We start from the raw sequence: 22,066 nt of genomic DNA on the forward strand, positions 1-22,066 counted from the left end.
CATTTTTCCTGTTGGTCCTAAAGACCCGAAGAATCACTGAATAGTGCAGAAAATAAATAACAAAATAAAAATGCTGTCATGAAATATTATTATGGAAGAATACTGAAGGATATCTCTTTTGATGAAGCCGTTGAAAAGGTTACCGGAAAACTATCAGAAGAAGGGTTTGGCGTACTCACCACAATTGATATCAAGGAAACGCTTAGAAAAAAGTTGGGTGTAGATTTTAAGAATTATAAAATATTAGGCGCCTGTAACCCGACCTTTGCGTACAAAGCCTTGCAGGAAGAAGATAAGATCGGCATAATGCTGCCATGTAATGTGGTGGTACAGCAAAAAGCACCCGGATTAGTGGAAGTAGCAGCTGTTGATCCTGTTATTTCCATGCAGGGGGTCGGAAATACTGTACTTGCCGGTATAGCGGAAGAGGTGAAAAATAAGTTGCAAAGAGTTATAGATATGTTGTAATCATAACGGACCATTGGTTTATCCGAAGGCAAAATCGCTTATGTTGTTAATATTTCCAGGAATTTCAGCGCATCTTTGTCTATATTCATATTCCTGTTTTTTATATCCGCAAGCGGCGTTGTGAAAAGATCATTTTTTATAATGCCTACCATGCTGTTCTTTGCTCCCTTTAACAAGGTTTCAACGGCTGCAACCCCTAGCCTGGCCGCAAGTATCCTGTCAAAAGCGGTAGGGGAACCTCCCCGTTGAATATGCCCCAGAACAGATATCCGGATATCCCTTCCCGCCGCATGTTTTTTAACCTTTTCTGCTATGGTGATGGCACCCCCGCTTTCATCGCCTTCCGCTACAACGATGATAAGGGATGTTTTTTTGATGTTCCTGTCTTTAGCAAAACTGCGTTGTAAATATTCCAGGTCGGCCGTGGTTTCGGGAATCAGGATGCCATCTGCTCCGGAAGCCACTCCTGTGCCATAAGCAATATAGCCGGCATCCCTTCCCATCACTTCTACAATGAAGATACGATCATGAGATTCGGCGGTATCCCTTATTTTGTCTATGGCCTGCATGGCAGTGTTAAGGGCGGTGTCATAACCTATGCAATAGTCTGTTCCGGAAATATCGTTATCTATGGTTTTCGGGATACCCATGATCGGAATGTCTTTATACTCTTCGCAAAATATGAGACCTCCCTTTAGTGAACCGTCACCGCCAATGAGTATAAGGGCATCTATTCCCTCTTTCCTGAGCTGGTGGTAAGCTATTTTGCGTCCTTCTTCGGTTTTGAACCGGGCACTTCTGGAAGATTTTAAAATAGTACCCCCAAGATGTATAATATGATTTATTTCGAGAGGATCCAGTGGAATAAAGTCTCCGGTGATCATACCTTCAAATCCTCCTTTTATTCCCAAAATACTTATGTTATGATAAGAAGCGGCTTTTACTATGGCTCTGATGCACGCATTCAAGCCAGGAACGTCCCCTCCCGAAGTTAATATGGCAATTTTCTTCATGCTCTGATCTTTTGATGACCATGTTCGTAATGATACAGTAAATGTTTTAGGTCATCTAAATATCGGGAAAAAATTTCATTGTCCAGTTGCGGGTGCTCCATATACGGAATAGTTATGGGGTTTTCGTCTAGGAACTGGTACAGTTCGGGATACTCTTCTTCGATTTTTGTTAAAAGAGCGTAAATGTCATTTTGAATTTTTCCTGGTTGTTGCATGACAATTATATTAATGATCCTCGTTTTTCTTTCTCGCCCCCAGCATTTTTTCTATATCCGACCTATGAAGTGTATTTTTCCCGATTCTGTACCGGAACGGTTTGTTTTGTAATACCCATCAATGAGTGTTTTTATGATCCTCATCACTATCCGTAGAACAATCGCACATATTACAGATTACGGTGCGCATGTGTTCATCGTTCATCATCATAAAACTCATATTTTCACAAAATACACTATCTTTACGCATTATATCAATAAGATGTTGCATGGTCCCTTTTGCTACCTCCTGATTGTTTTCCAGCATATTGCGGATCATTCTGTTGTCGTTTTCCAAGAGGTGTATGGCAAACTTATTCTTGCTGATAAGTTCCGTCATTTCAATGGTCATTTCGGAATTATTGTTGATAATGGCCATAATTTCCTTGCGTAATTGCTCATTACTGAGGATTTCCTCCGGGGATAATGATTCCTGCCGAAAACATCCGGTAATCATGAAAAAAAGAAACATAATAAACGTCGGTATAACTAGTGGTTTCATAATTCCTTAGTGTTATTGGAAGTTGACTGAAGAGTGTTGTTGGGTTGTCTCCATTTCATTTGTTTCATTAACAGGGGATTGGTCCCGGATCTCGGAATGTCGTATCTGTCCACCCAGATAACCGGTCCTGACAATTATTCCAAAATCTATGAGAGAAATAAACAGAACAATCAGGGCAGTAGTTCTTTTGAAGGATTGTACTTTTAAAGTGACAAATATGCCCGCAACGGATACAATACCCAGTACGATCAGTGCAATTAATGCAATTGAAGCAAAGTCTTCGTGTCGGTCAATCAGGTTTAGATCAATCCCCGGGATATTTTCGACAGTTTCTTCTGCAGATTCACCGGTCACGTATGCTATGGCTGCTCCTACTGAGGATATAATAAACAGGATATATGCAGCTATTTTGGTATGATCGCTTTTTGACCACAGGGCGTATAACAAGACTATGGCCCCCAGTACACACCCATAGATGGCTAAGTGTGTAATCAATAAATGTATATGAGTCGGATTCATTTTTTATTTACTAAGCTAAAGTGTTAAAGTATACTGTTCTATGAGATATATCATATTTGGAAAATATTTGTCCCGGACAAGCAGGGAGCACATATTTTGCTATGGTTGCTCAGGGCGATTTTGAACATGTGTCACAAGAATAGGAGTCCTGGAATAGAAACTTACGCCTTTTACCACTGATTTTTCCTTTATCCTGTACCAAAAACCGTGCTTACGGTTTATCAGGGCAATGAGATCAGCATTGCGGCTTTCGGCGAAACAACTTATTCCTACGGCAGGCTCTATATTGGTAAGGGAATGAAAGGTATATTTTGTATCGGTCAGGTCTTCTTCCAGTAATCTCCTGTTCTCTACCTGGTTTTCGGTCAATTCCTCGTTTTCCTTAATGTGCAGTATACATATGTTGGAATTAAACTCTCTGGCCAGGGTTAATAGCAGTCTTGTTTCACTTTTCTTATATGCAATTTCGTATGAAGCGGGAAATATAATCTCCCTGTACCCCATAAATTCAGCCTGCAGAGGTATGGCTATGACCGGACAGGCCGTAACTTTTTCCATAACGGTTACGGCATTGCTCCCGTAATGTATTCCCCTGGCATTTTTAACACCTTTGGTTCCCATAACTATCATATCGATACCTTTTTCTTCTACCAGGTGATTTATGGCATCGAGAAGAAAATTATTTTTGGAAAGACCTTCGAAAGAATGTTTTGGATTTTTGGCAAAGACCAACCGGCGTATGGTATCATTTATATTTTTCCGGCTTTCGTTGAAGGCGGCATCATAAGCGGGGTTTCCAGGTTCGGGATACATTATGTTGATAGTGGAATAACCGTAAACCCTAAACACGTTCAACACATAAAACATGCATTCTTCGTGTTTATAAAGCTCCGTAGCATAGGCCATGGCGTTCTGCGCATGGTCTGAGAAATCTGTGGGAAGGAGGATTCGTTTCATTATATTTATTTTTAGCAGTTTTAAAAGTCTTATCAACAGGGACTCATTTGGTGTTTTCTTTTATTCAATTGTTTTCTTATGTTATCTAATGTTTCTGCCAATGAAACCTCAAAGGATGCGTCATTAGAAGATGCAAATATCTCAGGCCCTGGTGCGCTGATCCGGATATCACAGATCTTGCCCTTGCCGTCGGAAGACGGGTCTTGTTTAAAAAAACATTGGCTTTAATCACCCAGTCATATTTTTTGGTGATGAAGTGCAGTTTTTTCACGGTGAGTGCTTCAATGCTTTTGTCGGTTTTCATTTTTACGTGTTGTTTTATTGAATGTTGTTCAATTTTCGCCTGATTTCCGGTTAAAACCGGAGAGTTTTTTTTTCTTCTGTAAAGAAAAGGATCGGGAACGGGTTAAGAAATGATGAATGTCATGTCGCTGGAAGTCGGGGAGTGATAAATTTGATGTACTTGAGTTGTAATTAGGAAAATGTAGAATGGTTAGTTCCACAAAACATTATAATGTGATATAGTATCCGGGAGTAAATATTGCCGTGGTAGAAGTATCACTGGAAGATTTGCTACCCCTCTGGGGACACAGAAAGAGTCTAACCTTTTGAAGAAATGGCAAGAATTGCTGTAAAAAGGGGGATTGAAATAGTAAAGGGATATGTAAAACCCCTTCCTTATAGGATTTTGCAGCTGGCAGAAATACTTATAAAAAAAGGTTAGACTTTAAAAAAAATTCTTCACAAGCTCAGATTAATATTTAACAGCTGAAATATTAAATTTTTATTTTTTATATAAATAACTCTTTTATCTACTACAATAATACCCTCGTCTTTAAACTGTTTTAAGCTTCTTCCCAAGCTTTCGGGTGAGGTGCCAACAATATTGGCTAAATCTTCCCGTGTTAAATCAATACCCTTATGTTCCTTATATTGCTTTTGGAACCGATTTTCTAAAATAAGTAAATTAATAGCCAATCTGGCATTTTGGTTTTTTTGGGCTAGCATAGTTATTATATTGGCAAGAACTCCAAACTCGTGGCCAATGTTTTTTGTAAAAGTTTGTTGCAAAGCAGGAATATCCTGCAATAACCCGAAAAAAACATCTTTAGTTATAAAATTCACTTCCAGATCTTCCAGTGCTTCACAGGAATCCTGATAACGTTCTTCTCCAAATAAGGCGTGATACCCTAATACATCGCCATTTGTGTAGATATAAAAAATTTGTTCTGTGCCGGAAAAACTACGCTTAAATTTTTTTGCTTTTCCTTTCTTGATTTGAAAGATACCCGTGGGCACCCCCCCTTCATAAAACAAGAGACTTCCTTTCTTTATGATTAAGGGCTCCATAGCGTCATAAATTAATTTTTTTTCAGCAGAGTTTAATGCTTCAAACAGCAGATCACTTTGAAAATCAAATTGCGAATAAAAATTTTTCATAGGACAAATATATAATAAAACCAAAATTATTATATAACAAATATTGTTTATTAAAATAACATTTATTATATATTTGTGTTCAGTTTAATTTGGTGTGAATAAAAGCAAAATTAATCTTGTTAACGGAAAATTATATGTTCCAAATAAACCTATTATCCCATTTATTGAAGGTGATGGCACTGGCCGGATATTTGGAAAGCTACAAAATTAGTCATTGATACTGCTGTTAACAGGGCATATGGTGATTATAGGAAAATCAAATGGAAAGAAGTATATGCAGTTAAAAAGGCCTTTGAAAAAACTGGAGAGTAGCTGCCCGAAGACGCTGTCAAAAATATTGAGAAATACCTTGTGGCCATTAAAGGACCATTGACAACACTAATAGGTGACGGTATGCGCTCCCTCAATGTGGCTTTACGGCAACAACTCGATCTGTATGCTTGTGTAAGACCCGTAAAATGGTATGAAGGCGTGCCTTCCCCTGTAAAGAATCCCGGAAAAGTGGATATGGTTATTTTCAGGGAAAATACAGAAGATATTTATGCAGGAATAGAATGGATGAATGGTACCCCTGAACTTGAAAAGGTAAAAACTTCCTGATAAATGAGATGGATGTCACTGCAATCCGCTTTCCTGACACAGTATCCATTGGAATTAAACCCGTTTCAAAACAAGGTACGGAACGTTAGGTAATATGCCATTGACAATAAAAAAGAGTCTGTCACCATCGTCCATAAAGGCAATATCATGAAATTTACCGAGGGCAAGTTCAAAGAATGGGGCTATCAATTGGCCAAAGATGTATTTGGCGCAAAGGATTATGAAGGAGGCCCTTGGCAGGTTATTGACAAGAATGGACACCAGGTAATCATAAAGGATGTTATTGCTGATGCATTTTTGCAACAGATCATTTTGAGGCCCGATCAATATGACGCCATTGCGACCTTAAATTTAAACGGGGACTATATTTCTGATGCTTTGGCTGCCATTGTAGGAGGAATCGGCATAGCACCCGGGGCAAATATAAATTATAGTACCGGTGTTTCGATATTCGAAGCCACACATGGTATAGTACCCAAGTACAAAGATCAAGATAAGATAGACCCTTCCTCTGAAATCCTTTCCGGGGTAATGATGCTGGAATACTTAGATTGGCAAGAAGCCGCAGACCTTATGGTAAAAGGACTGAATGGAGCTATCCATAAAAAACGGTTATCTATGATTTTGAACGTTTGATGGAAGATGCCATATTACTTAGATGTTCTGAATTTGGAAAAGCGATTGTTAACAATATCTAAATCCATCCGGGGAAAGGTTGTTCAGTACAAATTACAGGATAGTCAATGAAAAAGGGAACCAAGCTGTACAGTATTTTAAGATCGAAATGCCCACGTTGCCAAATGGGAAATTTATTCAGTAATCCGGGACTATTTGTGTTTTCAAGAATTTTGGAAATGCCCGATAAATGCCCACACTGTAAGCAGGATTTTAAGTTGGAACCAGGATTTTATACAGCTGCCTTATGGATCAGTTATCCTATAGTGCTTATCATTTTTATCCCATTGATACTCTTGGGATTTTTATTGGATAGCATTGACAGCTTTTTCAAATTTCTTTCCCCATTCATTATACTCTTTAGTTTTATGTTACAGATTCCATTAATGCCCATTGCAAGAGCTATTTTACTCAATATGATTATAAATTATACAACAAAGTGATAAATTATAATAAACGTTTAAATAGAACAATTATAAAATAATTAATCCGTAAACCAATGCACAAAGAATTTGTACCGAAATTATTTTCTCTATTAAAACAGGGGATATCAAAAGGGACTTTAACAAAAGATATTCTTTCGGGGTTAATAGTGGGGATAGTTGCTTTACCATTGGCTATTGCTTTTGCCATTGCTTCTGGTGTTTCTCCTGAAAAAGGAATCTTAACAGCAATTATCGCAGGAATAGTTATTTCGACTTTTGGAGGAAGCCGGGTTCAAATTGGAGGGCCAACAGGAGCCTTTATTGTTATTATTTATGGTATTGTTCAACAAAACGGGATAAGTGGGTTAACGATCGCTACTTTTATGGCCGGTTTTATCATGATTGGATTTGGATTGGCGCGGTTAGGAAATTTACTAAAATTCATCCCGTATTCTCTCATTGTAGGTTTCACAAGTGGGATTGCACTCATTATTTTTTCTTCTCAGATTAATGATTTTTTTGGATTGCACATCGCTAAAGTTCCCGTAGATTTTATAGATAAATGGGTGGTGTATTTTAATAATTTCCACAAAATCAATTGGTATGCTATTTGTATTGCAGTTATAACCATATTTATTACGTTTTATTCCCAAAAAATAATAAAAAAAATTCCAGGGTCTATTATGGCCATATTAATATCTACTATAGTAGTAGAACTATTTGAAATTCCGGTAGATACTATTGAAAGCAATTTTGGGAATATTCCAAACCAGTTAGGGTTACCACATATTCCGAAGGTTAATTTTGATACTATTCAGGCTCTTATTCAGCCAGCATTTGCCATTGCTATATTAGGAAGTATAGAATCACTGCTTTCTGCTGTGGTTTCAGATTCCATGATTGGAGGAAAACACCGTTCAAATATGGAATTAGTGGCACAAGGAGCAGCAAACATTATATCTTCTCTCTTTGGTGGCATCCCTGCCACAGGCGCCATTGCAAGAACTGCAACCAATGTAAAAAACGGAGGTAGGACGCCTATTGCCGGTATTGTTCATGCTTTGGTCTTATTGTCAATCATGCTGTTATTTGCACCCTATGCCAAGCTAATACCCATGTCTTGTCTTGCTGGTATTTTAATTGTTGTGGCGTACCATATGAGTGAGTGGAAACAATTCAGGGCTATGCTAAAAGGTAATAGAATGGATATTATTATTTTACTTACTACTTTTTTTCTTACTATCATCTTTGATTTGGTAATAGCCATAGAAATTGGAATAGTGCTCTCCAGTTTTATGTTTATGAAGCGAATGAGCCAATCTGTACATATTCAGGATTTTTCCTCTGTTAATGAAAATAGAGAACATCTTTTTGATGAAGAACTATTGGATATACCCAAAGGAGTTGTTTTATATGAAATTAACGGCCCTCTGTTTTTTGGGGCGGCCAGACAATTCCAGGAAACCATTACGAATACTCATATACAGCCCAAAGTGGTCATTATTAGAATGCGCTACGTACCATTAATAGATGCTACGGGATACCAGAGCATCAAAGAAATAATAAAAATCTATAAAGCTCGAAAAATAAAAGTAATAATTTCTGGTATTAGGAAAACCCTGAGGAAAGATTTTGAAAAAAACGGAATATTCTCATTTATAGAAACTGATCTTGTTGTTGAAGACATTCGTACGGCCATTAATAGAGCCAAAGAAAATTTGTAGTATTATACCTAAACCCTTCAGAAAACTAAAAGGACGGGAAGTCTACAAAAATCAATTTTAAAGTTTCCCTACCCTTTTTATCGATTGTGTTTTTTGAATAATATGGGTATCGATGACCTCTAAACCAAAAATTGTTACTTAATGCAATAATTGGGTTCCGTCAGAAAAATTATTAGTATAAAAAACAAAACCCCCTTGCAAACCTAGTGTTTACAGGGGATTTTTTGTGGAGTCGGAGAGAATCGAACTCTCGTCCAAACAGGCAATTAAAAAGCTTTCTACATGCTTAGTTTTCGTTTGTTTTTCGACACAAGGCTGACCGAAAACCGCCTACCATGTGCTTAGCTTCTTAAATTTTAAAATATTGCCGAAGCTACAATATCTCTATGTTGACTTTTATGGTGCCTCCTTGCGGACCGCCGTCAACAAGGGCTATCCGGAGACATCCTGCTTTTCCGCCTTGCGGAAACGTGGCTAATCTTACTATGAATTCAGATTATGCAGCAAGAGCGTAGTTATTCTCGCCATTTAAAAGGTGTGAAATATGAGATTTAAGAGCTATATCCCAGCGCTCTGCATGCTTACATTTCAATTCGACCCGCTGTCAAAACCAGTCGACCCCAGTATGTAAAGAACATCGTAAAATAATATACGAAACCGCAAAGATACTGCAAAAAATTATTCGCAGAAAATCTTGCGGGAAATAATCACAACAGTTACATTTGAAACAAATAGTATGCCAAAGAGTTATAAAAATATAATTATATGAAGTTTGGAATAATCAGGGAAAGAAAAAATCCTCCGGATAAAAGGGTGGTATTGTCTCCGACTGCCTGTATACGAATGAGAGAACAGTTTCCGCAGGTAGAATTATATATAGAAAGCTCGGACATCCGGGTTTTTTCGGATAAAGATTATGAAGAAGCCGGGTTTCCTGTTACGGATGATGTTACGGATTGTGATATACTTTTGGGTGTGAAAGAGGTCCCGGTGGATGCTTTGATCCGTGATAAAAAATATTTTTTCTTTTCACATACTATTAAAAAACAACCGTATAACCGCAAATTATTACAGGCTATCCTGGATAAAAACATAGAATTATACGACCACGAGGTAATAACAGGGCGTAATGGACGGCGATTGGTGGCATTCGGACGTTATGCGGGAATTGTAGGGGCATATAATGGAATAAGGGCTTATGGATTAAAATCGGGTCTTTACGATATCCCTAAAGCCGAGACACTTCCGGATCAGTTGGCTTTGATTGAAGTTTTGAAAAAGATCGAGTTGCCCGATATAAAAATACTGCTTACCGGGAAGGGAAGAGTAGGCGGCGGTGTCAAAGAAATGCTGGATGGTATGGGGCTTAAAGAGGTAGGTTATGAGACGTATCTGAACCAGCAGGACTTTTCACATCCGGTATATTGCCGGATAGATGTACTGGAGTATAATAAAAGGAAAAACGGAGAACCCGCTTCTATTCAGAATTTTTATAAGCATCCGCAGGAATATGAATCGGATTTCATGAGGTTTGCCCGCGTAACGGACCTATACATAGCAGGACATTTTCACGGGCAGGGGGCTCCCGATATATTCACCCGTAAAGATGCGATGTCCCCGGAATTTAATATTCGGGTTGTAGCGGATATAAGTTGTGATATAGACGGCCCGGTGGCTTCTACCGTTCGTGCGTCTACCATTGAAGATCCTGTTTACGGCTATGATCCTCAAACCGGATCGGAGACAGATTTCAGGCAGGAAACTGCCATAGCGGTAATGGCGGTAGATAATCTGCCTTGTGAATTACCCAAAGATGCCAGTGAAGGGTTCGGGGATATGTTTATGGAATATGTCATACCTGCTTTTTTTAATGATGATAAAGACGGTGTACTGGAGCGTGCGCGAATGACTAGAGAAGGACGTTTGACCGATCGTTATGCCTATTTGCAGGATTATGTGAACGGAAAATAGGGGAGCACTTTCCGGGTTCAGCCAGAGGTTGCCCTGTATTGTGTTTTTTCTGTCTTGACGATAGGGTCTGCCTTGGCTATTTTTTCACGGGCCAACTCTTTGTCTTCACTGTCGGCTTCCGGTTCTTCCTGTACTTTCTCTGCAAGTGAGCGAAATTGGAAATCGGCATATATGGGAAAATGATCTGATCCTACCCCCGGCAATCTACGGATTTCATTGAGCATAAAATCCTTCGAATGGAATACATGATCTAACGGCCATCGGAGGAAAAAATAACCGGCATGGAATGTGCTGAACATTCCCCTGCCTATTCTGGGGTCCAGCAAACCACTTATTTTGCGGAAAAGTATGGTTGTATAGGACCAGGCCACATCATTCAGATCTCCGAAAACAAGAGTGGTCCTTTCGGCTTTTTTTACTTTTTCACCAACAAGCAATAATTCTCCATCTCTGTCTGTAGATGTGTCGCTTTCTGTGGGACTGGGCGGCATGGGATGAAGACAGTATATCTTAACCTTCTTTCCGGAAGGGAGTTTTACATAGGATTCTATGGAAGGAATATCATCTTTTATCAGGTACATGGTTTTGGCATCTTCCAGTTCCAGGTTGGAATACAGATGCATACCGTATAAATTATCCAATGGGATTTTAACAGTGTAAGGATAATCTTTTTCAAGTATATCTAGTTGTTGTTCCCACCAGGAGTCAGTTTCCAGGGTAAGTACCATGTTAGGTTTTTTCCGACGTATGAGTCTGATGAGTTTGTCGGAATTCCTGTTAGGCGTTAATACATTGCTAACCAGCAGCGAAATACGGTTGTCATCATCTTTTTTACCTTTATACCGAATTACTTCCTTTTTGAAAAAAGGTGTATACGGCAAAATCTTTGTCATCTGGTAAATAATTCCAAGTATTACGGCTCCCGTGAGAATGAAGGGAAACGGCGCGGTGTAATGACAGAAATAAAGAGATAGAACAAGTGCCGTCATTCCCAGTAGCCATAGTTGAAGCCTTGGGAAATCAAATATACGTATCCACCAGTCATCCCACTTTAGGAGTGGGGCGAGAGTAAAAATGGTAAAAGCGGAAGAAAGCACAATGGCCGTTATTTCTGGTATCTGCACTATCTATCGTGTTTTGCAATGACCCAAATGGCATGAATGATACCCGGAAGGAATCCTAAGAGGGTTAAAAGAATATTCAACCAGAAAGCACCTTTGAGGCCTACGGTAAGGAATACACCCAAAGGAGGGAGGATAATTGCAAATATTATTCTCAGAATACTCATATCTTTTTAAAATTTATAAGATTTGTTTAAACTAAGATAGCTTTTTTTGTCTGATAAGACAACTAATATATGTGCATACTTTCATCAATAGCAATACCTGTTAAAGGGAGTTTATTGTTTTTCGGATGGCAACCAGGTTAGTCAATAATTTTTCCAGGTGATCGAGATGAAGCATGTTTGCTCCGTCACTTTTGGCATTGGCCGGATCGAAGTGGGTTTCAAGGAACAATCCGTCGACACCGTTAACCACACCTGCACGGGCTATGGTTTCGATCATATCCGGTCTTCCCCCGGTCACCCCACTAGTTTGATTAGGCTGCTGGAGCGAATGGGTAATATCCAGCACAACCGGGGCATATTGCCGCATGGTTGGAATCCCCCGGAAATCTACGACCAGGTCCTGGTACCCGAACATCGTACCCCTGTCGGTAATTACCGCTTGTTCATTACCACTGTCCAGGACCTTCTGTACGGCATGTTTCATGCTTTCCGGGCTCATAAACTGTCCTTTTTTCAGGTTTATGGTCTTTCCCGTTTTTGCAGCGGCAACCACCAGGTCGGTCTGGCGAACAAGAAATGCAGGGATCTGGAGGATATCTACATATTCTGCGGCTTTAGTGGCATCATCTATTTCATGAATATCCGTAATGGTAGGAATGTGGAAGGTATCAGATACTTTCCGGAGTATTTTAAGGGCCTTTTCGTCGCCGATACCGGTAAAGCTGTCTATGCGGCTGCGGTTAGCTTTTTTGAAACTTCCTTTAAATACGTAGGGTATCTGTAGTTTGTCGGTAATACTTACTACTTTTTCCGCAATGCGCATGGCCATTTCTTCTCCTTCTATGGCACATGGACCGGCAAGGAGAAAAAAGTTGTTGGCATCGGTATATTTTATTTGTGGGATCGCTTCTATTTTCATGGGAGTACTTTTTTATTTCTGAATCCGGGATACCCTGGAAGGGATATCATTCTACTATCACTAATTTAGAGGTTATTTTTTCGTTGCCGTATTACTTCATATAAAAAAACGCCACAGGCAACGGAAACATTCAACGAACCGATGGTACCGTACATAGGGAGTTTGGCCCGATGATCTGCCGATTTCAGAACGGAAGGTGAAATTCCCTTGTCTTCAGCCCCCATAACAATAGCCAGGGGAGTGTTCAGTTGCAGGTCGTAAAGTGTATCTTCGGTTTTTTCGGTAGCGGCAATGATCTGTATACCGGAAGCCTGGAGATAAAATACGGCATCTTTTATATGATCTACCCGGCAAACAGGTACATTAAATACCGCTCCGGCGGAGGTCTTTACCGTATCGGCCGTTATGGGAGCTCCGCCTTTGTTCTGAACAATGATACCATGCACCCCGGTGCATTCGGCAGTGCGTATGATAGCACCGAAGTTGCGCACATCCGAAAGCTGGTCCAAAAGGAGAAAGAAAGGTGTTTCTCCGGATTCGAGGGTATTCATAACCAGGTTTTCCAGGGAATGAAATTCCACCGGCGATATGTTGGCAATAACACCCTGATGATTTTTTTTGCTAAGCCGGTTTAGTTTCTCCAGGGGAACATATGATGCGTTTATCTGTTCTTTGCGGAGCAGGGTTTCCAACTCCGAGAATAGCGCGCCTTTCAGCCCTTTTTGGATGAAGACCTTGTCAATGGCTTTTCCGGCATTAATGGCCTCTATTACTGCCCTGATACCGAATATCTGATCGTCTTTTTGCATGGGGCAAAGGTATGAAAAAGAAGCTGTTCTTTCTACAGGGTATAAAGCAATTCGATGATTGTATCAAGGAGCCTCCTTTACTGACAATTTTAAGAGGCAGGGGGAAAGGGTGGTCATGGCTGGGTTTAGTCCTTCCGGAATAATGTTTCTACATGACCAATCACCCGGGTAAGATCTGAAATCCTTTTTATATTCAGGTTATTTTCCCTGAGATATGGTTTCAGGTTTATACCTTTTGTCCGGAATAATTTTATGATAGCGCTGTTCTTGGGTTTGATCTCTAAAATCTCCTTGTTATTCAATAAAATGAAGAAATCTTCCATATTTACAAACCGGGCGGAGACATCCACATCAAAACTGGTTATCGCTGGTCTGGATTCGGTGAGTATTTTTCTGTGTTTTTTCAGAAGTACACAGCTGTCGTTAGGTACTATGATTTCAAAATAACCGAATTCCCTTATATTTTTATTCAGGTAGAATCTGTACAGGAAAATGCGGCCGTTGCAGATAATCTTTACATCACTCGATTTTGAAACCGAATAGGTGTCGTTGTCGTGAAGTAATTCGAATTCTTCGGCGTAAACATTGTAACGCAGAGGATATTTGCCAATAATGGTGTCGCGATAATAAATAGTTCCCAAGGCAAAATTTTCATCCATGTAGGCTGTCCCTACAATATCGGTAGTCTTATTTTTATTATTTTCTGACGGATGCACCCGCCGAAGGATCTCCTGCGTTTGATTGATCACCCGAAGATCTTCCGTAAAACGGTTTGCCGGTTGAGCACGGTTAAAGACATCTTGCGCCTGAACGTGTAGAAACGGGAGAAAGGATAGGATAGCGATTATTCGTGTTTTTGAGAAATACATGATAAGGGATAAAAACAAAGAAGGGGCTGTAAGGCCCCTTCCGTATTATAAGGATCAGTTATTTTCCAGGAATATATCGGGCCAGTCTTCGCCATTTTCACGGGTCACTATCGTGGTTCCTCCTTCGCCGAGGGAATTAGACCATTCTATAGTCATTTCCGGTCCTGAAACATTGGTTATCATATAAGAGTACGCGGGTTTTTCATCATCTCCTTCTTCTACTTCGCCTCGTACTATTTCGAGTCCCTCGCATACCCAATTGATGCTTGCTCCACTCTCTGTGTCCGGATTCGTGCCGTAGCAGGGATACAAACCGAAGCTTAAGTCGGAGGTGGAATAGGAACCCGGGGTGTCTGAATCTCCCCAGTTCACGGTGCCACTAATGGTTGTTTCGGTACATTCTCCGGGGAAATCCGATACCGTACCGATAAAGGTCCCGGTAGTTTCAAAAGAATGAGATCCGGCCAGGCTCTCTGTGATCACACATGGTATGTTTATGGTATAGGTAAAAGGTGAAGCAAAATATGCACCACCCGAAACCGTAGCGCCTACGGTAGACTTGTTGAATATACGTCCGTCCGTGAGTTCAAGTTCAAAGCTAGCGATCCAGTTATCACCTCCTTTTACTTCGGTAATATCAATGCCTGTGGTGGCTATCATTTCATCTACCGTAATGGAGAATGTATACCTTGGTAATCCGTCATCACCGGTGGCAAATTCGGAAGCAGGGATAGTTGTAAATAAGACCTCATCGGTGGATATGCCTTCATCCAGAGTGCTTTCCAGATCTGTATTGTCCTGAAACCTTATATATGCCCTTACTTCCTGAAGAAGTGTTCCGTCTTCGTAGTCCATTTCTTCCAGAACAATAGTAAAGGAAGAGTTTTCAAATTGAGAGGTATCATAATTATAAGGGGTTTCATCGGATTCAATGTCTATGGTCCGGAGAATGGCCCCCCTGGTCATTTCGTTGTATACCATGTCTACGGTCTTATCCCCGTCACAGGAGAAGATAAAGACCGATAACAAGCACAGAAACTGTAATGTATTCGGATATTTTTTCATGATTCGTTTTTTTTAGTTAGCAACGGGAAAATTTTCTTCAGGGTTGATGTCCCAGAATATTCTGGTCGTTACATTGGATTTCTGGCTTATATTGGCATTGTTATTAGCATAAGCGGCAGGATAAAGGAACGACCGGATAAATCCTCCCGGATTTGGCTCCAGATTGGGTTGCAGGTCATAAGGAGCACCTGTCCTCCTGTAAAAGTTATAGGCGTCGATACCGTTGCCAAAAAGCGTAACCCAAAGCTCTTTAGCTATAATATTGAATTTATCGTCTCCGGTTGCAGCGTCATACAGTTCTTCTACTTCGTCCATATAATCCTGATCGTCGGTTAAGGGAGCGGCGAGAGACAGGTCTGCGGAAGTGTCCAGTTCGCCAAAGCTTCTTACTTTGGAGAAGGATTTTTGAATACCGGAAAGCATGTAATCTTTTGCTCCTGCGACATCACCAGTTTCATAACTTATTTCCGCGAGTAAAAAATCGAGGGTTGAACTCAGGAATATGGGAGTTATACCGGCACCACCAGCTCCCTGGCTTATATCTACGGCTTCGAAGGCATTGTCGTCAAATCGTCCTCCTGCGGGATATACGCCCCAGGTAGTTCTTTTGTTTCCGTCGGGTGGGATACCGTCATTATCCCCGTGGTCCCTTCCCCAGTAACCATTTGGCAGATTACAGAACGAGAAGCCTCCATTCAAGTAGTGTTGTGGAGTGGGCTCAACGCTACAGGTAAGGTCCTGCTGATTGGGTGGCGCTCCGTTACCGGGAGTAGTGGGGCTTTGACGATAAAAATAATATCGCATTCTCGGATCGGGTTTTTCGAAAGTGGATGTAGCGTTTCCTACTTTGTCAGACTGCATATAGTTCATCAACCAGTTGGACATGTAGCTTTCGGCCCCGGTTGATTTGTAGTTGCCTATATAGCGTGGATGCCTGCTGTCCGGATTAACAATATTCCGTCCCCATTGAAACTGGAAATCCTCGGAAATATCGGAGATGTAATTTCCGGTATTAACTATACCATTAATATTGTCAATAGCGGTGTCGTCTACCAGGCGTTGTTGTACATAAATACGTATTTTAAGGGAATTGGCGAGTTTTTCCCATTTATCCCAGTCGTTGTCATAATACATATCAAATTCCGGGTCGGCCAGGTAATCATCATCCTGGAAGAGTACAATGGCCTCGTCCAGCAGACTGAGCGCTGCCTGGTATATGGAAGCCCCGGAATCGGGAGCAGGATTGAAATTTTCGGCTCCCTTAATAGCTTCGCTATAAGGTATTTCTCCGAAAAAATCTACCATGGTTACAATGGCGTAAGATTCGAAAACCTTAGACATGGCGATGTGCTTTTTAAGTTCATTTTCCTCTGCCATCGGGTATAAGGCATAAATATCGGTCAGCATGGAAGAATATACTGTCCTCCATTCCTGATCAAAATCAGAGGGGCTGTAGGCTTGCAGGTATTGCCGGGTTCCCATCCATCCGAGGCGGGTTACTCCGGCGGCTACACTTCCCAGGCCGTCATCTACTTCCTCATCCGTGATTTTTGCAAAGTCTACCTGTATTCTGTTAAGATAAAAATCTGCAGAAGCTTCACCCGGCGGGAGCTGGTTGGGATCTTCGGTAAGGTCCAGTTCCGTTGTTTCACAGGAAAATAATACTCCTAGTGAAAGGATTGCTGTTATTATTTTGTGATTCCACATTTTCATGGTCGTATATTTTAGAAGGTTACTTTTATAGACATTCCGTATCTTTTGGAACTGGGGCCGTTAAGAAATTCCAGTCCGAAGCTGTTTCCTACGCCCGTTCCCATGGATTCCGTGTCGAAATTGGTGCTTTTCGGAACTCCGAATGCCCTGAACCACAGGTTTTGTCCGCTAAAGGTGATACTTACCGTGCCGAAAGGTGTTTTTTCGAGCATTCTTTCCGGGAGGGAATACCCGAGAGAAACTTCACGAAGGCGTAATATACTCCCGTCGTATATCTGCAATTCACTGGGACCGAAAGCGATGTTGGAGAAATAAAAGTCGGAGTTGTTTACCTGGATATCATTTGGTGTCCCATCTTCTTTTACCCCGGGAAGTATAAAAGTATTTTCACGATCTTCCGTATCGGTTACCAATCCGCGACCTACCAATGCGGAAACGGTATTGGTATAGATATCTCCTCCGTGACGATAAGCCCAGCTCATTCCTAGAGAGAAATTCTTGTACCGGAAATTATTGTTGACATTAAGTCTCCAGTCGGCATTGGGGTCTCCTATTTCAAAGAGCCCGGCTTCTGCTATATACATACCGCCACTGTCCACCGTGAGGTTGCCGTTTTCATCACGTAGTACCCTGTTTCCCATAATAACACCGAATGGCCTTCCTTCTACGGCAAAGTTTCCCAGGTCAGAAGTCCCTACGGTAATATTACTTTCCGGTGTGATACGAATATTATCCGTATCATTTCCCAAGCTGGTGACCGTAGTTTCGTCGGTCGTAAAGTTTCCGGAGATAGTCCAGTTAAAACCTTCTCCTTCATTGCGGAATATGGCATAGGATAAATCAGCTTCGATACCTTTTACCTGTATTTCTCCGATGTTGGTGAATGTAGATGTGTATCCGGTTGCGGGATCCAGAGGGCGACTGGTGATAAGGTCGGTAGTGGTCTTCCGGTAAACGGAAACATCGAGACTTATCCGGTTTTGTATAAATCTGGATTCTACCCCTAGTTCCAGTTCGGAGACCCTTTCCGGTTTCAGGCTGGTATTTCCAAGTCCGTTTGCAACAGTATTGGAAGTGACCAGGGTACCATCGATAATAAATTCGCGCGTGTTGAGGTCAAGACCGGAAAAGATGGGGTAGGCCCCGGCAAAACCCGCAGAGGTCCCGTATCCGGCACGTATCTTTAAGAAGTTGAGCCCGTCAAAATTGCTCCACCCTTCAAAAACGCTTGTAGGTATAAAGGAGATACTTGCACTGGGATAAAATATACTCCGGTTGTCAGCGGCAAAGTTGGATACCCAGTCATTTCGCCCGACGAGGGTCAGGTACGCATAATTTTTATAGCCCAATTCCGCTTGTGCGTAGAGCCCTACGATGTTTTGTTCGGAATCCGATTGGATCGGAGTTTGGGATTCGAAGTTGTAATGTCTGAAGATATTAAATACCTTTTGTTGGTCACTTTGTACTCCCTGACGGGAAAATTCAATTCTTCTGGCATTTCCTCCCACATTAAACGATATGTCGATATCTTCGGTAATCAGATAGTTACCGTTCAGTTGAAATGTGTGGTCCCAGGTTGTATTTTTGTTGTCATACGTTGTATACCGACCCAATAAAGGTCCTTCGGCGCCACCTTTATTTTGACCACTTTCATTACGTTCGGTAAAGAAATCGATAGTTGTTCGCCAAAATGCGTTGAGGTTATCGCTTATTTTATAGGTTACGGTCCCATTACCATACATCCGGTTGGTATACTGGTTACCAAATGCATTGGCGGCGGTCCACCTGGGGTTTTGTATGTCATTTCCTCCCCGGTAGTACACACTTCGTCCGTCTACAGGGCTTTGATAGGGCAGGTTCATCAGGTCAATACTTCGTGGTGTAAAGAAGAGATGGCCGAATACGGACGAACTTTCCCCGAAAGCGCCATTGCCCGCACTTGCCGCCACAGGAGGAGAGATAAAATCGGTTCGGGAATAGTTTAGGGTACCATTTATGGTGAAGTTGTTCGACAGTTCTACTTTTCCGCCAATACCGAAAGTATTTCTTTTGAGAGAGTTACCCGGGGTAAATCCCTGGTCGTCCAGATGACCGAAATTGGCGTTATAGGCTATTTTACCGTCTTCGGACTGCCCGCCGACGTTTACAGAAGTATTCAGTACGGTTCCTGTACGGAAAAAATCTTTGACACCATCATAAGATTGATAGCGGTAGGGCACTCCTGCATATTCGGGAAAATGGGATGCAAGAACACTATTATTTTGAGTAGGGTTGTTTATTAGTGGAGTACCATCATTGTCAAAACCCATAAAAGCACTACCAAAATCGTTCGGATTGGTACTGGAAAAAGAAGGTCCCCAGTTGCTGAAGAACCATCCGAAAGCCTGGTCAAATCCTCCTCCGTACTTGTCAGTATAATCGGGGAGGGAAGCTATTTCGTTGAAAAATACGGATTGGTTTACGGTGATTTCAAATTTTTCGTTTCCTCCTCCCGCTGCCCCGTTTTTGGTGGTAATAAGTACAACGCCATTTCTCCCGGCCGTACCGTAGAGAGCGGATGCTGCTAAACCTTTTAAAACAGAAATACTTTCAATGCTATTCGGATCGAGGTCTATAAACCGGCTGGAACCGTTGTTACCATCCACAAAATCCCCTTGGGCATTAGTGCCGGAATTGAAAGGTATTCCGTCTACGATAAAAAGTGGCTGGTTACCTCCGGTTACTGAAGTGTATCCGCGGATAATCATATTGGTACCCGAACCGGACATGCCGTTGGTAGCATTGATCTGAACGCCGGAAGCCTGCCCGTTAAGCACGCGCCCCAGATCTCCCTCTGCTTTTTGTTCGAGATTTTCGGAGCCGACAGTAGAAACTGCATAACCCAGAGCTTTCTTCTCCCTTTTAATTCCCTGGGAGGTAACAATCACTTCATCCAAAGCCTGAGCGCTTTCCGTCATTTGGACATTTATGATGTTTTCTGCGCCGATCACACGTTCTGTATCCTGCTGACCTATATAAGTAAACAAGAGGGCTTGCCCGACACTTGCATTGATAGTGTAGTTACCGTCAAAATCAGTTTGGGTGCCACTTGTAGTGCCTTTAACTACAATGTTAACCCCGGGGAGGGGCAAACCATCCTGACCGGTAACCGTCCCTGAAATCGTTTTTTCCTGCGCATGAGATAGGTGCACAGTAAACGCCAGTAACAGCGTTAAAATGATGCTGAACTTTGTTTTCATGTTTTATTATTATTTGAATTAGTTGTGAATAAAATTCCAAAAACAGAATTATATATGCAAATAATTTGTTAAATTAACTTAAAATAATATGTTATTTATACACATGTTAATATGTTGCAGGAAAAATTATTAATGAAGTGAAATAAGTGTTGTTAAGCTGATGATTTGATATTTTATGTGTGGGGGAATACCTCTGATTAGGAGTAAAAAAAACTGCCCTTTATGTAGGGCAGTTTAGAAGTGGAAAACTGATTATTTTAATTCATGTATCCTGCATTTTGTTCCAGGAGAGGGTTTACGTCCATTTCCCTTTGAGGAATTGGGTATACCAGTCTATTATCATCATAAGGGATTTCCCCTATAGATCTTTCTGTTCTTTTGAGGTCATGGATAAGAAAACCTTCAAATTCCAGTTCCAGTTCTCTTTCCAGTAATATATCTTCCAGGTCTACGGATACTTTTAAGGAAGCATTTGCCCTTTCGCGAAGGGCATTTATATCGTCAAGTGGAGAATCCCCTGTTTCGGACCCGAGTCTTTGGTTACATTCGGCACGGATAAGATGCATTTCTGCCAGACGAATTACGGGGATATTTCCGAATTGGTTAGTGTATTTTGAAGTTAAGTTGGCCCCACTGGTTCCTCCGTAAAAAAAGTTTGCTCTTTCGTCATTCTCATCATTAAACATGGCTATGTATTCGTCATTTATTTCAATATCTCCTCCGCGACCTCCGAAAACTTCCTCGGCATAATGAACAATAAGTTGATTGGTCCCATCCTGGGACGTTACCTGTATGGAAAAAATATCTTCTACGGAATTTGCATCATTATTAAAAGCGGCCGCGTAAGCGGGAGCAAGAATACGGTTGCTGTCTGTAATCACTTCATTGGCAGCATCTAAGGCATCTTCAAAATTCCCTTGTTGCAGGTATACCCTGGCAAGTAGCGCTTTGGCAGCATATTTATCTACAAAATAAGAGTTCTCAGGAGGTAAGGCTTCATAAGCATCGTTAAGGTCGGCTAATATCTCAGAATAGACTTCTTCTACCGTATTTCTTGCAATGGCAAGATTGGCATCGTAGTCAATTATTCCTTCTAAAGTAAGGGGTACGCCTGGTTGTGAATTAGTTTGTCCCGACTCATAATGCGTGGCAAAAAGCCTTACGAGATCAAAATAGGAAAGAGCTCTGAGGAACTTGGCTTCTCCTTCGACGGATACCCGGAGATCTTCATCAACAATGTCGATATTATCAATGATAAGGTTTGTCATATTAATAACCCTGTATGCATTACCCCAAAAATCCCTTACAAAACTGTTATCAACAAGTACGTTCTTAATATAGACTTGCCTTGGTTGTTGAAACGTCCCCGTCCAGGTAGCCTGATCGGTAAAACCATAAAGGTCGGACAGTATCTGTAAGCGCCCTCCGTAAGAATCCCCCCGTCCTGTTCTTTCATATGCCCCGGTAAGAAGGTTCAGGATATTTTCCGAACTGGACAAAGCTGTTTCGTTGGGAATGCTTTGTTCGGGGTCAAAATCTAACTCTTTTTCGCAGGAAACCATTATTCCTAGTAAAAAGGTGGTAAGGAAATATATTTTATATCTTTTCATCATCAT

The 22,066-nt window shown here is 41.2% G+C and carries 20 protein-coding genes, 1 other RNA gene and 1 pseudogene; 5 read left to right on the forward strand and 17 right to left on the reverse strand.

Features of this window, described 5'->3' with window-relative positions; translation table 11 throughout:
* Window positions 1-78 precede the first annotated feature (78 nt).
* The gene (locus ACVBDY_RS13265) at window positions 79-468 is read left to right on the forward strand and encodes a DUF302 domain-containing protein (protein WP_447175951.1); all 390 of its coding nucleotides are present in this window, start codon (window positions 79-81) and stop codon (window positions 466-468) included.
* 38 nt (window positions 469-506) lie between these two features.
* Here the strand turns inward: ACVBDY_RS13265 and pfkA are convergent, their stop codons facing one another.
* The 7 genes from pfkA to ACVBDY_RS13300 form a co-directional block, all read right to left on the reverse strand.
* The gene (gene pfkA / locus ACVBDY_RS13270; RefSeq protein WP_447175952.1) at window positions 507-1,481 is read right to left on the reverse strand and encodes a 6-phosphofructokinase; all 975 of its coding nucleotides are present in this window, start codon (window positions 1,479-1,481) and stop codon (window positions 507-509) included.
* Complete coding sequence (locus ACVBDY_RS13275; RefSeq protein WP_447175953.1) at window positions 1,478-1,696, reverse strand: hypothetical protein; 219 nt, start codon at window positions 1,694-1,696, stop codon at window positions 1,478-1,480. Before ACVBDY_RS13275 ends, pfkA begins: the two co-directional genes overlap by 4 nt.
* Window positions 1,697-1,814: 118 nt before the next feature.
* Window positions 1,815-2,237, reverse strand: a complete 423-nt coding sequence (locus tag ACVBDY_RS13280) for a hypothetical protein (RefSeq protein ID WP_447175954.1) — start codon at window positions 2,235-2,237, stop codon at window positions 1,815-1,817.
* Between the two features lie 12 nt (window positions 2,238-2,249).
* The gene (locus ACVBDY_RS13285) at window positions 2,250-2,756 is read right to left on the reverse strand and encodes a DUF2231 domain-containing protein (RefSeq protein ID WP_447175955.1); all 507 of its coding nucleotides are present in this window, start codon (window positions 2,754-2,756) and stop codon (window positions 2,250-2,252) included.
* A 99-nt stretch (window positions 2,757-2,855) separates the two neighbouring features.
* Entirely contained in the window at window positions 2,856-3,713 is an 858-nt protein-coding gene (locus ACVBDY_RS13290; protein ID WP_447175956.1) for a universal stress protein, read from the reverse strand.
* Window positions 3,714-3,745: 32 nt separating this feature from the next.
* Complete coding sequence (locus ACVBDY_RS13295) at window positions 3,746-3,889, reverse strand: HPF/RaiA family ribosome-associated protein (protein ID WP_447175989.1); 144 nt, start codon at window positions 3,887-3,889, stop codon at window positions 3,746-3,748.
* Between the two features lie 565 nt (window positions 3,890-4,454).
* Window positions 4,455-5,153 (reverse strand): Crp/Fnr family transcriptional regulator, encoded by a 699-nt coding sequence (locus tag ACVBDY_RS13300; protein ID WP_447175957.1) that lies wholly within the window; start codon window positions 5,151-5,153, stop codon window positions 4,455-4,457.
* 369 nt (window positions 5,154-5,522) lie between these two features.
* Here ACVBDY_RS13300 and ACVBDY_RS13305 point away from each other — a divergent pair.
* The 3 genes and pseudogenes from ACVBDY_RS13305 to ACVBDY_RS13315 all read left to right on the forward strand — a co-directional run bounded on the left by ACVBDY_RS13305 (window position 5,523) and on the right by ACVBDY_RS13315 (window position 8,577).
* Window positions 5,523-6,389: pseudogene (locus ACVBDY_RS13305) on the forward strand (isocitrate/isopropylmalate family dehydrogenase).
* 164 nt (window positions 6,390-6,553) lie between these two features.
* Window positions 6,554-6,871 carry a DUF983 domain-containing protein gene (locus tag ACVBDY_RS13310; protein ID WP_447175958.1) on the forward strand — a complete coding sequence of 106 codons (318 nt, stop codon included), beginning with the start codon at window positions 6,554-6,556 and terminating at the stop codon, window positions 6,869-6,871.
* Between the two features lie 56 nt (window positions 6,872-6,927).
* Window positions 6,928-8,577 carry a SulP family inorganic anion transporter gene (locus ACVBDY_RS13315; protein WP_447175959.1) on the forward strand — a complete coding sequence of 550 codons (1,650 nt, stop codon included), beginning with the start codon at window positions 6,928-6,930 and terminating at the stop codon, window positions 8,575-8,577.
* A gap of 224 nt (window positions 8,578-8,801) precedes the next feature.
* Here ACVBDY_RS13315 and ssrA read toward each other — a convergent pair.
* Window positions 8,802-9,199: a transfer-messenger RNA gene (gene ssrA, locus ACVBDY_RS13320) on the reverse strand.
* A gap of 143 nt (window positions 9,200-9,342) precedes the next feature.
* On the opposite strand from ssrA, the gene ACVBDY_RS13325 reads away from it, so the two are divergent.
* Entirely contained in the window at window positions 9,343-10,548 is a 1,206-nt protein-coding gene (locus ACVBDY_RS13325) for an NAD(P)-dependent oxidoreductase (RefSeq protein ID WP_447175960.1), read from the forward strand.
* Between the two features lie 17 nt (window positions 10,549-10,565).
* On the opposite strand, the gene ACVBDY_RS13330 is transcribed toward ACVBDY_RS13325, so the two are convergent.
* The 9 genes from ACVBDY_RS13330 to ACVBDY_RS13370 form a co-directional block, all read right to left on the reverse strand.
* Window positions 10,566-11,672 carry an endonuclease/exonuclease/phosphatase family protein gene (locus ACVBDY_RS13330; protein ID WP_447175961.1) on the reverse strand — a complete coding sequence of 369 codons (1,107 nt, stop codon included), beginning with the start codon at window positions 11,670-11,672 and terminating at the stop codon, window positions 10,566-10,568.
* The gene (locus ACVBDY_RS13335) at window positions 11,672-11,836 is read right to left on the reverse strand and encodes a YqaE/Pmp3 family membrane protein (protein WP_447175962.1); all 165 of its coding nucleotides are present in this window, start codon (window positions 11,834-11,836) and stop codon (window positions 11,672-11,674) included. The genes ACVBDY_RS13330 and ACVBDY_RS13335 overlap by 1 nt, the downstream gene beginning before the upstream one ends.
* A 100-nt stretch (window positions 11,837-11,936) precedes the next feature.
* Complete coding sequence (gene kdsA, locus ACVBDY_RS13340) at window positions 11,937-12,755, reverse strand: 3-deoxy-8-phosphooctulonate synthase (protein WP_447175963.1); 819 nt, start codon at window positions 12,753-12,755, stop codon at window positions 11,937-11,939.
* A 65-nt stretch (window positions 12,756-12,820) separates the two neighbouring features.
* Window positions 12,821-13,564, reverse strand: coding sequence for a 23S rRNA (guanosine(2251)-2'-O)-methyltransferase RlmB (gene rlmB, locus ACVBDY_RS13345; protein ID WP_447175964.1), 744 nt, complete (start codon window positions 13,562-13,564; stop codon window positions 12,821-12,823).
* Between the two features lie 125 nt (window positions 13,565-13,689).
* Window positions 13,690-14,433: a hypothetical protein gene (locus tag ACVBDY_RS13350; RefSeq protein ID WP_447175965.1), complete on the reverse strand. Its 744-nt coding sequence runs from the start codon at window positions 14,431-14,433 to the stop codon at window positions 13,690-13,692.
* Between the two features lie 54 nt (window positions 14,434-14,487).
* Window positions 14,488-15,498: a hypothetical protein gene (locus tag ACVBDY_RS13355; RefSeq protein ID WP_447175966.1), complete on the reverse strand. Its 1,011-nt coding sequence runs from the start codon at window positions 15,496-15,498 to the stop codon at window positions 14,488-14,490.
* Window positions 15,499-15,510: 12 nt separating this feature from the next.
* Window positions 15,511-17,211 carry a SusD/RagB family nutrient-binding outer membrane lipoprotein gene (locus ACVBDY_RS13360; protein ID WP_447175967.1) on the reverse strand — a complete coding sequence of 567 codons (1,701 nt, stop codon included), beginning with the start codon at window positions 17,209-17,211 and terminating at the stop codon, window positions 15,511-15,513.
* Between the two features lie 11 nt (window positions 17,212-17,222).
* Entirely contained in the window at window positions 17,223-20,450 is a 3,228-nt protein-coding gene (locus tag ACVBDY_RS13365; protein WP_447175968.1) for a SusC/RagA family TonB-linked outer membrane protein, read from the reverse strand.
* A gap of 257 nt (window positions 20,451-20,707) precedes the next feature.
* Window positions 20,708-22,060, reverse strand: a complete 1,353-nt coding sequence (locus ACVBDY_RS13370) for a RagB/SusD family nutrient uptake outer membrane protein (RefSeq protein ID WP_447175969.1) — start codon at window positions 22,058-22,060, stop codon at window positions 20,708-20,710.
* Between the last annotated feature and the right edge of the window lie 6 nt (window positions 22,061-22,066).

Source organism: Sinomicrobium halophytocola (genome assembly GCF_052983395.1).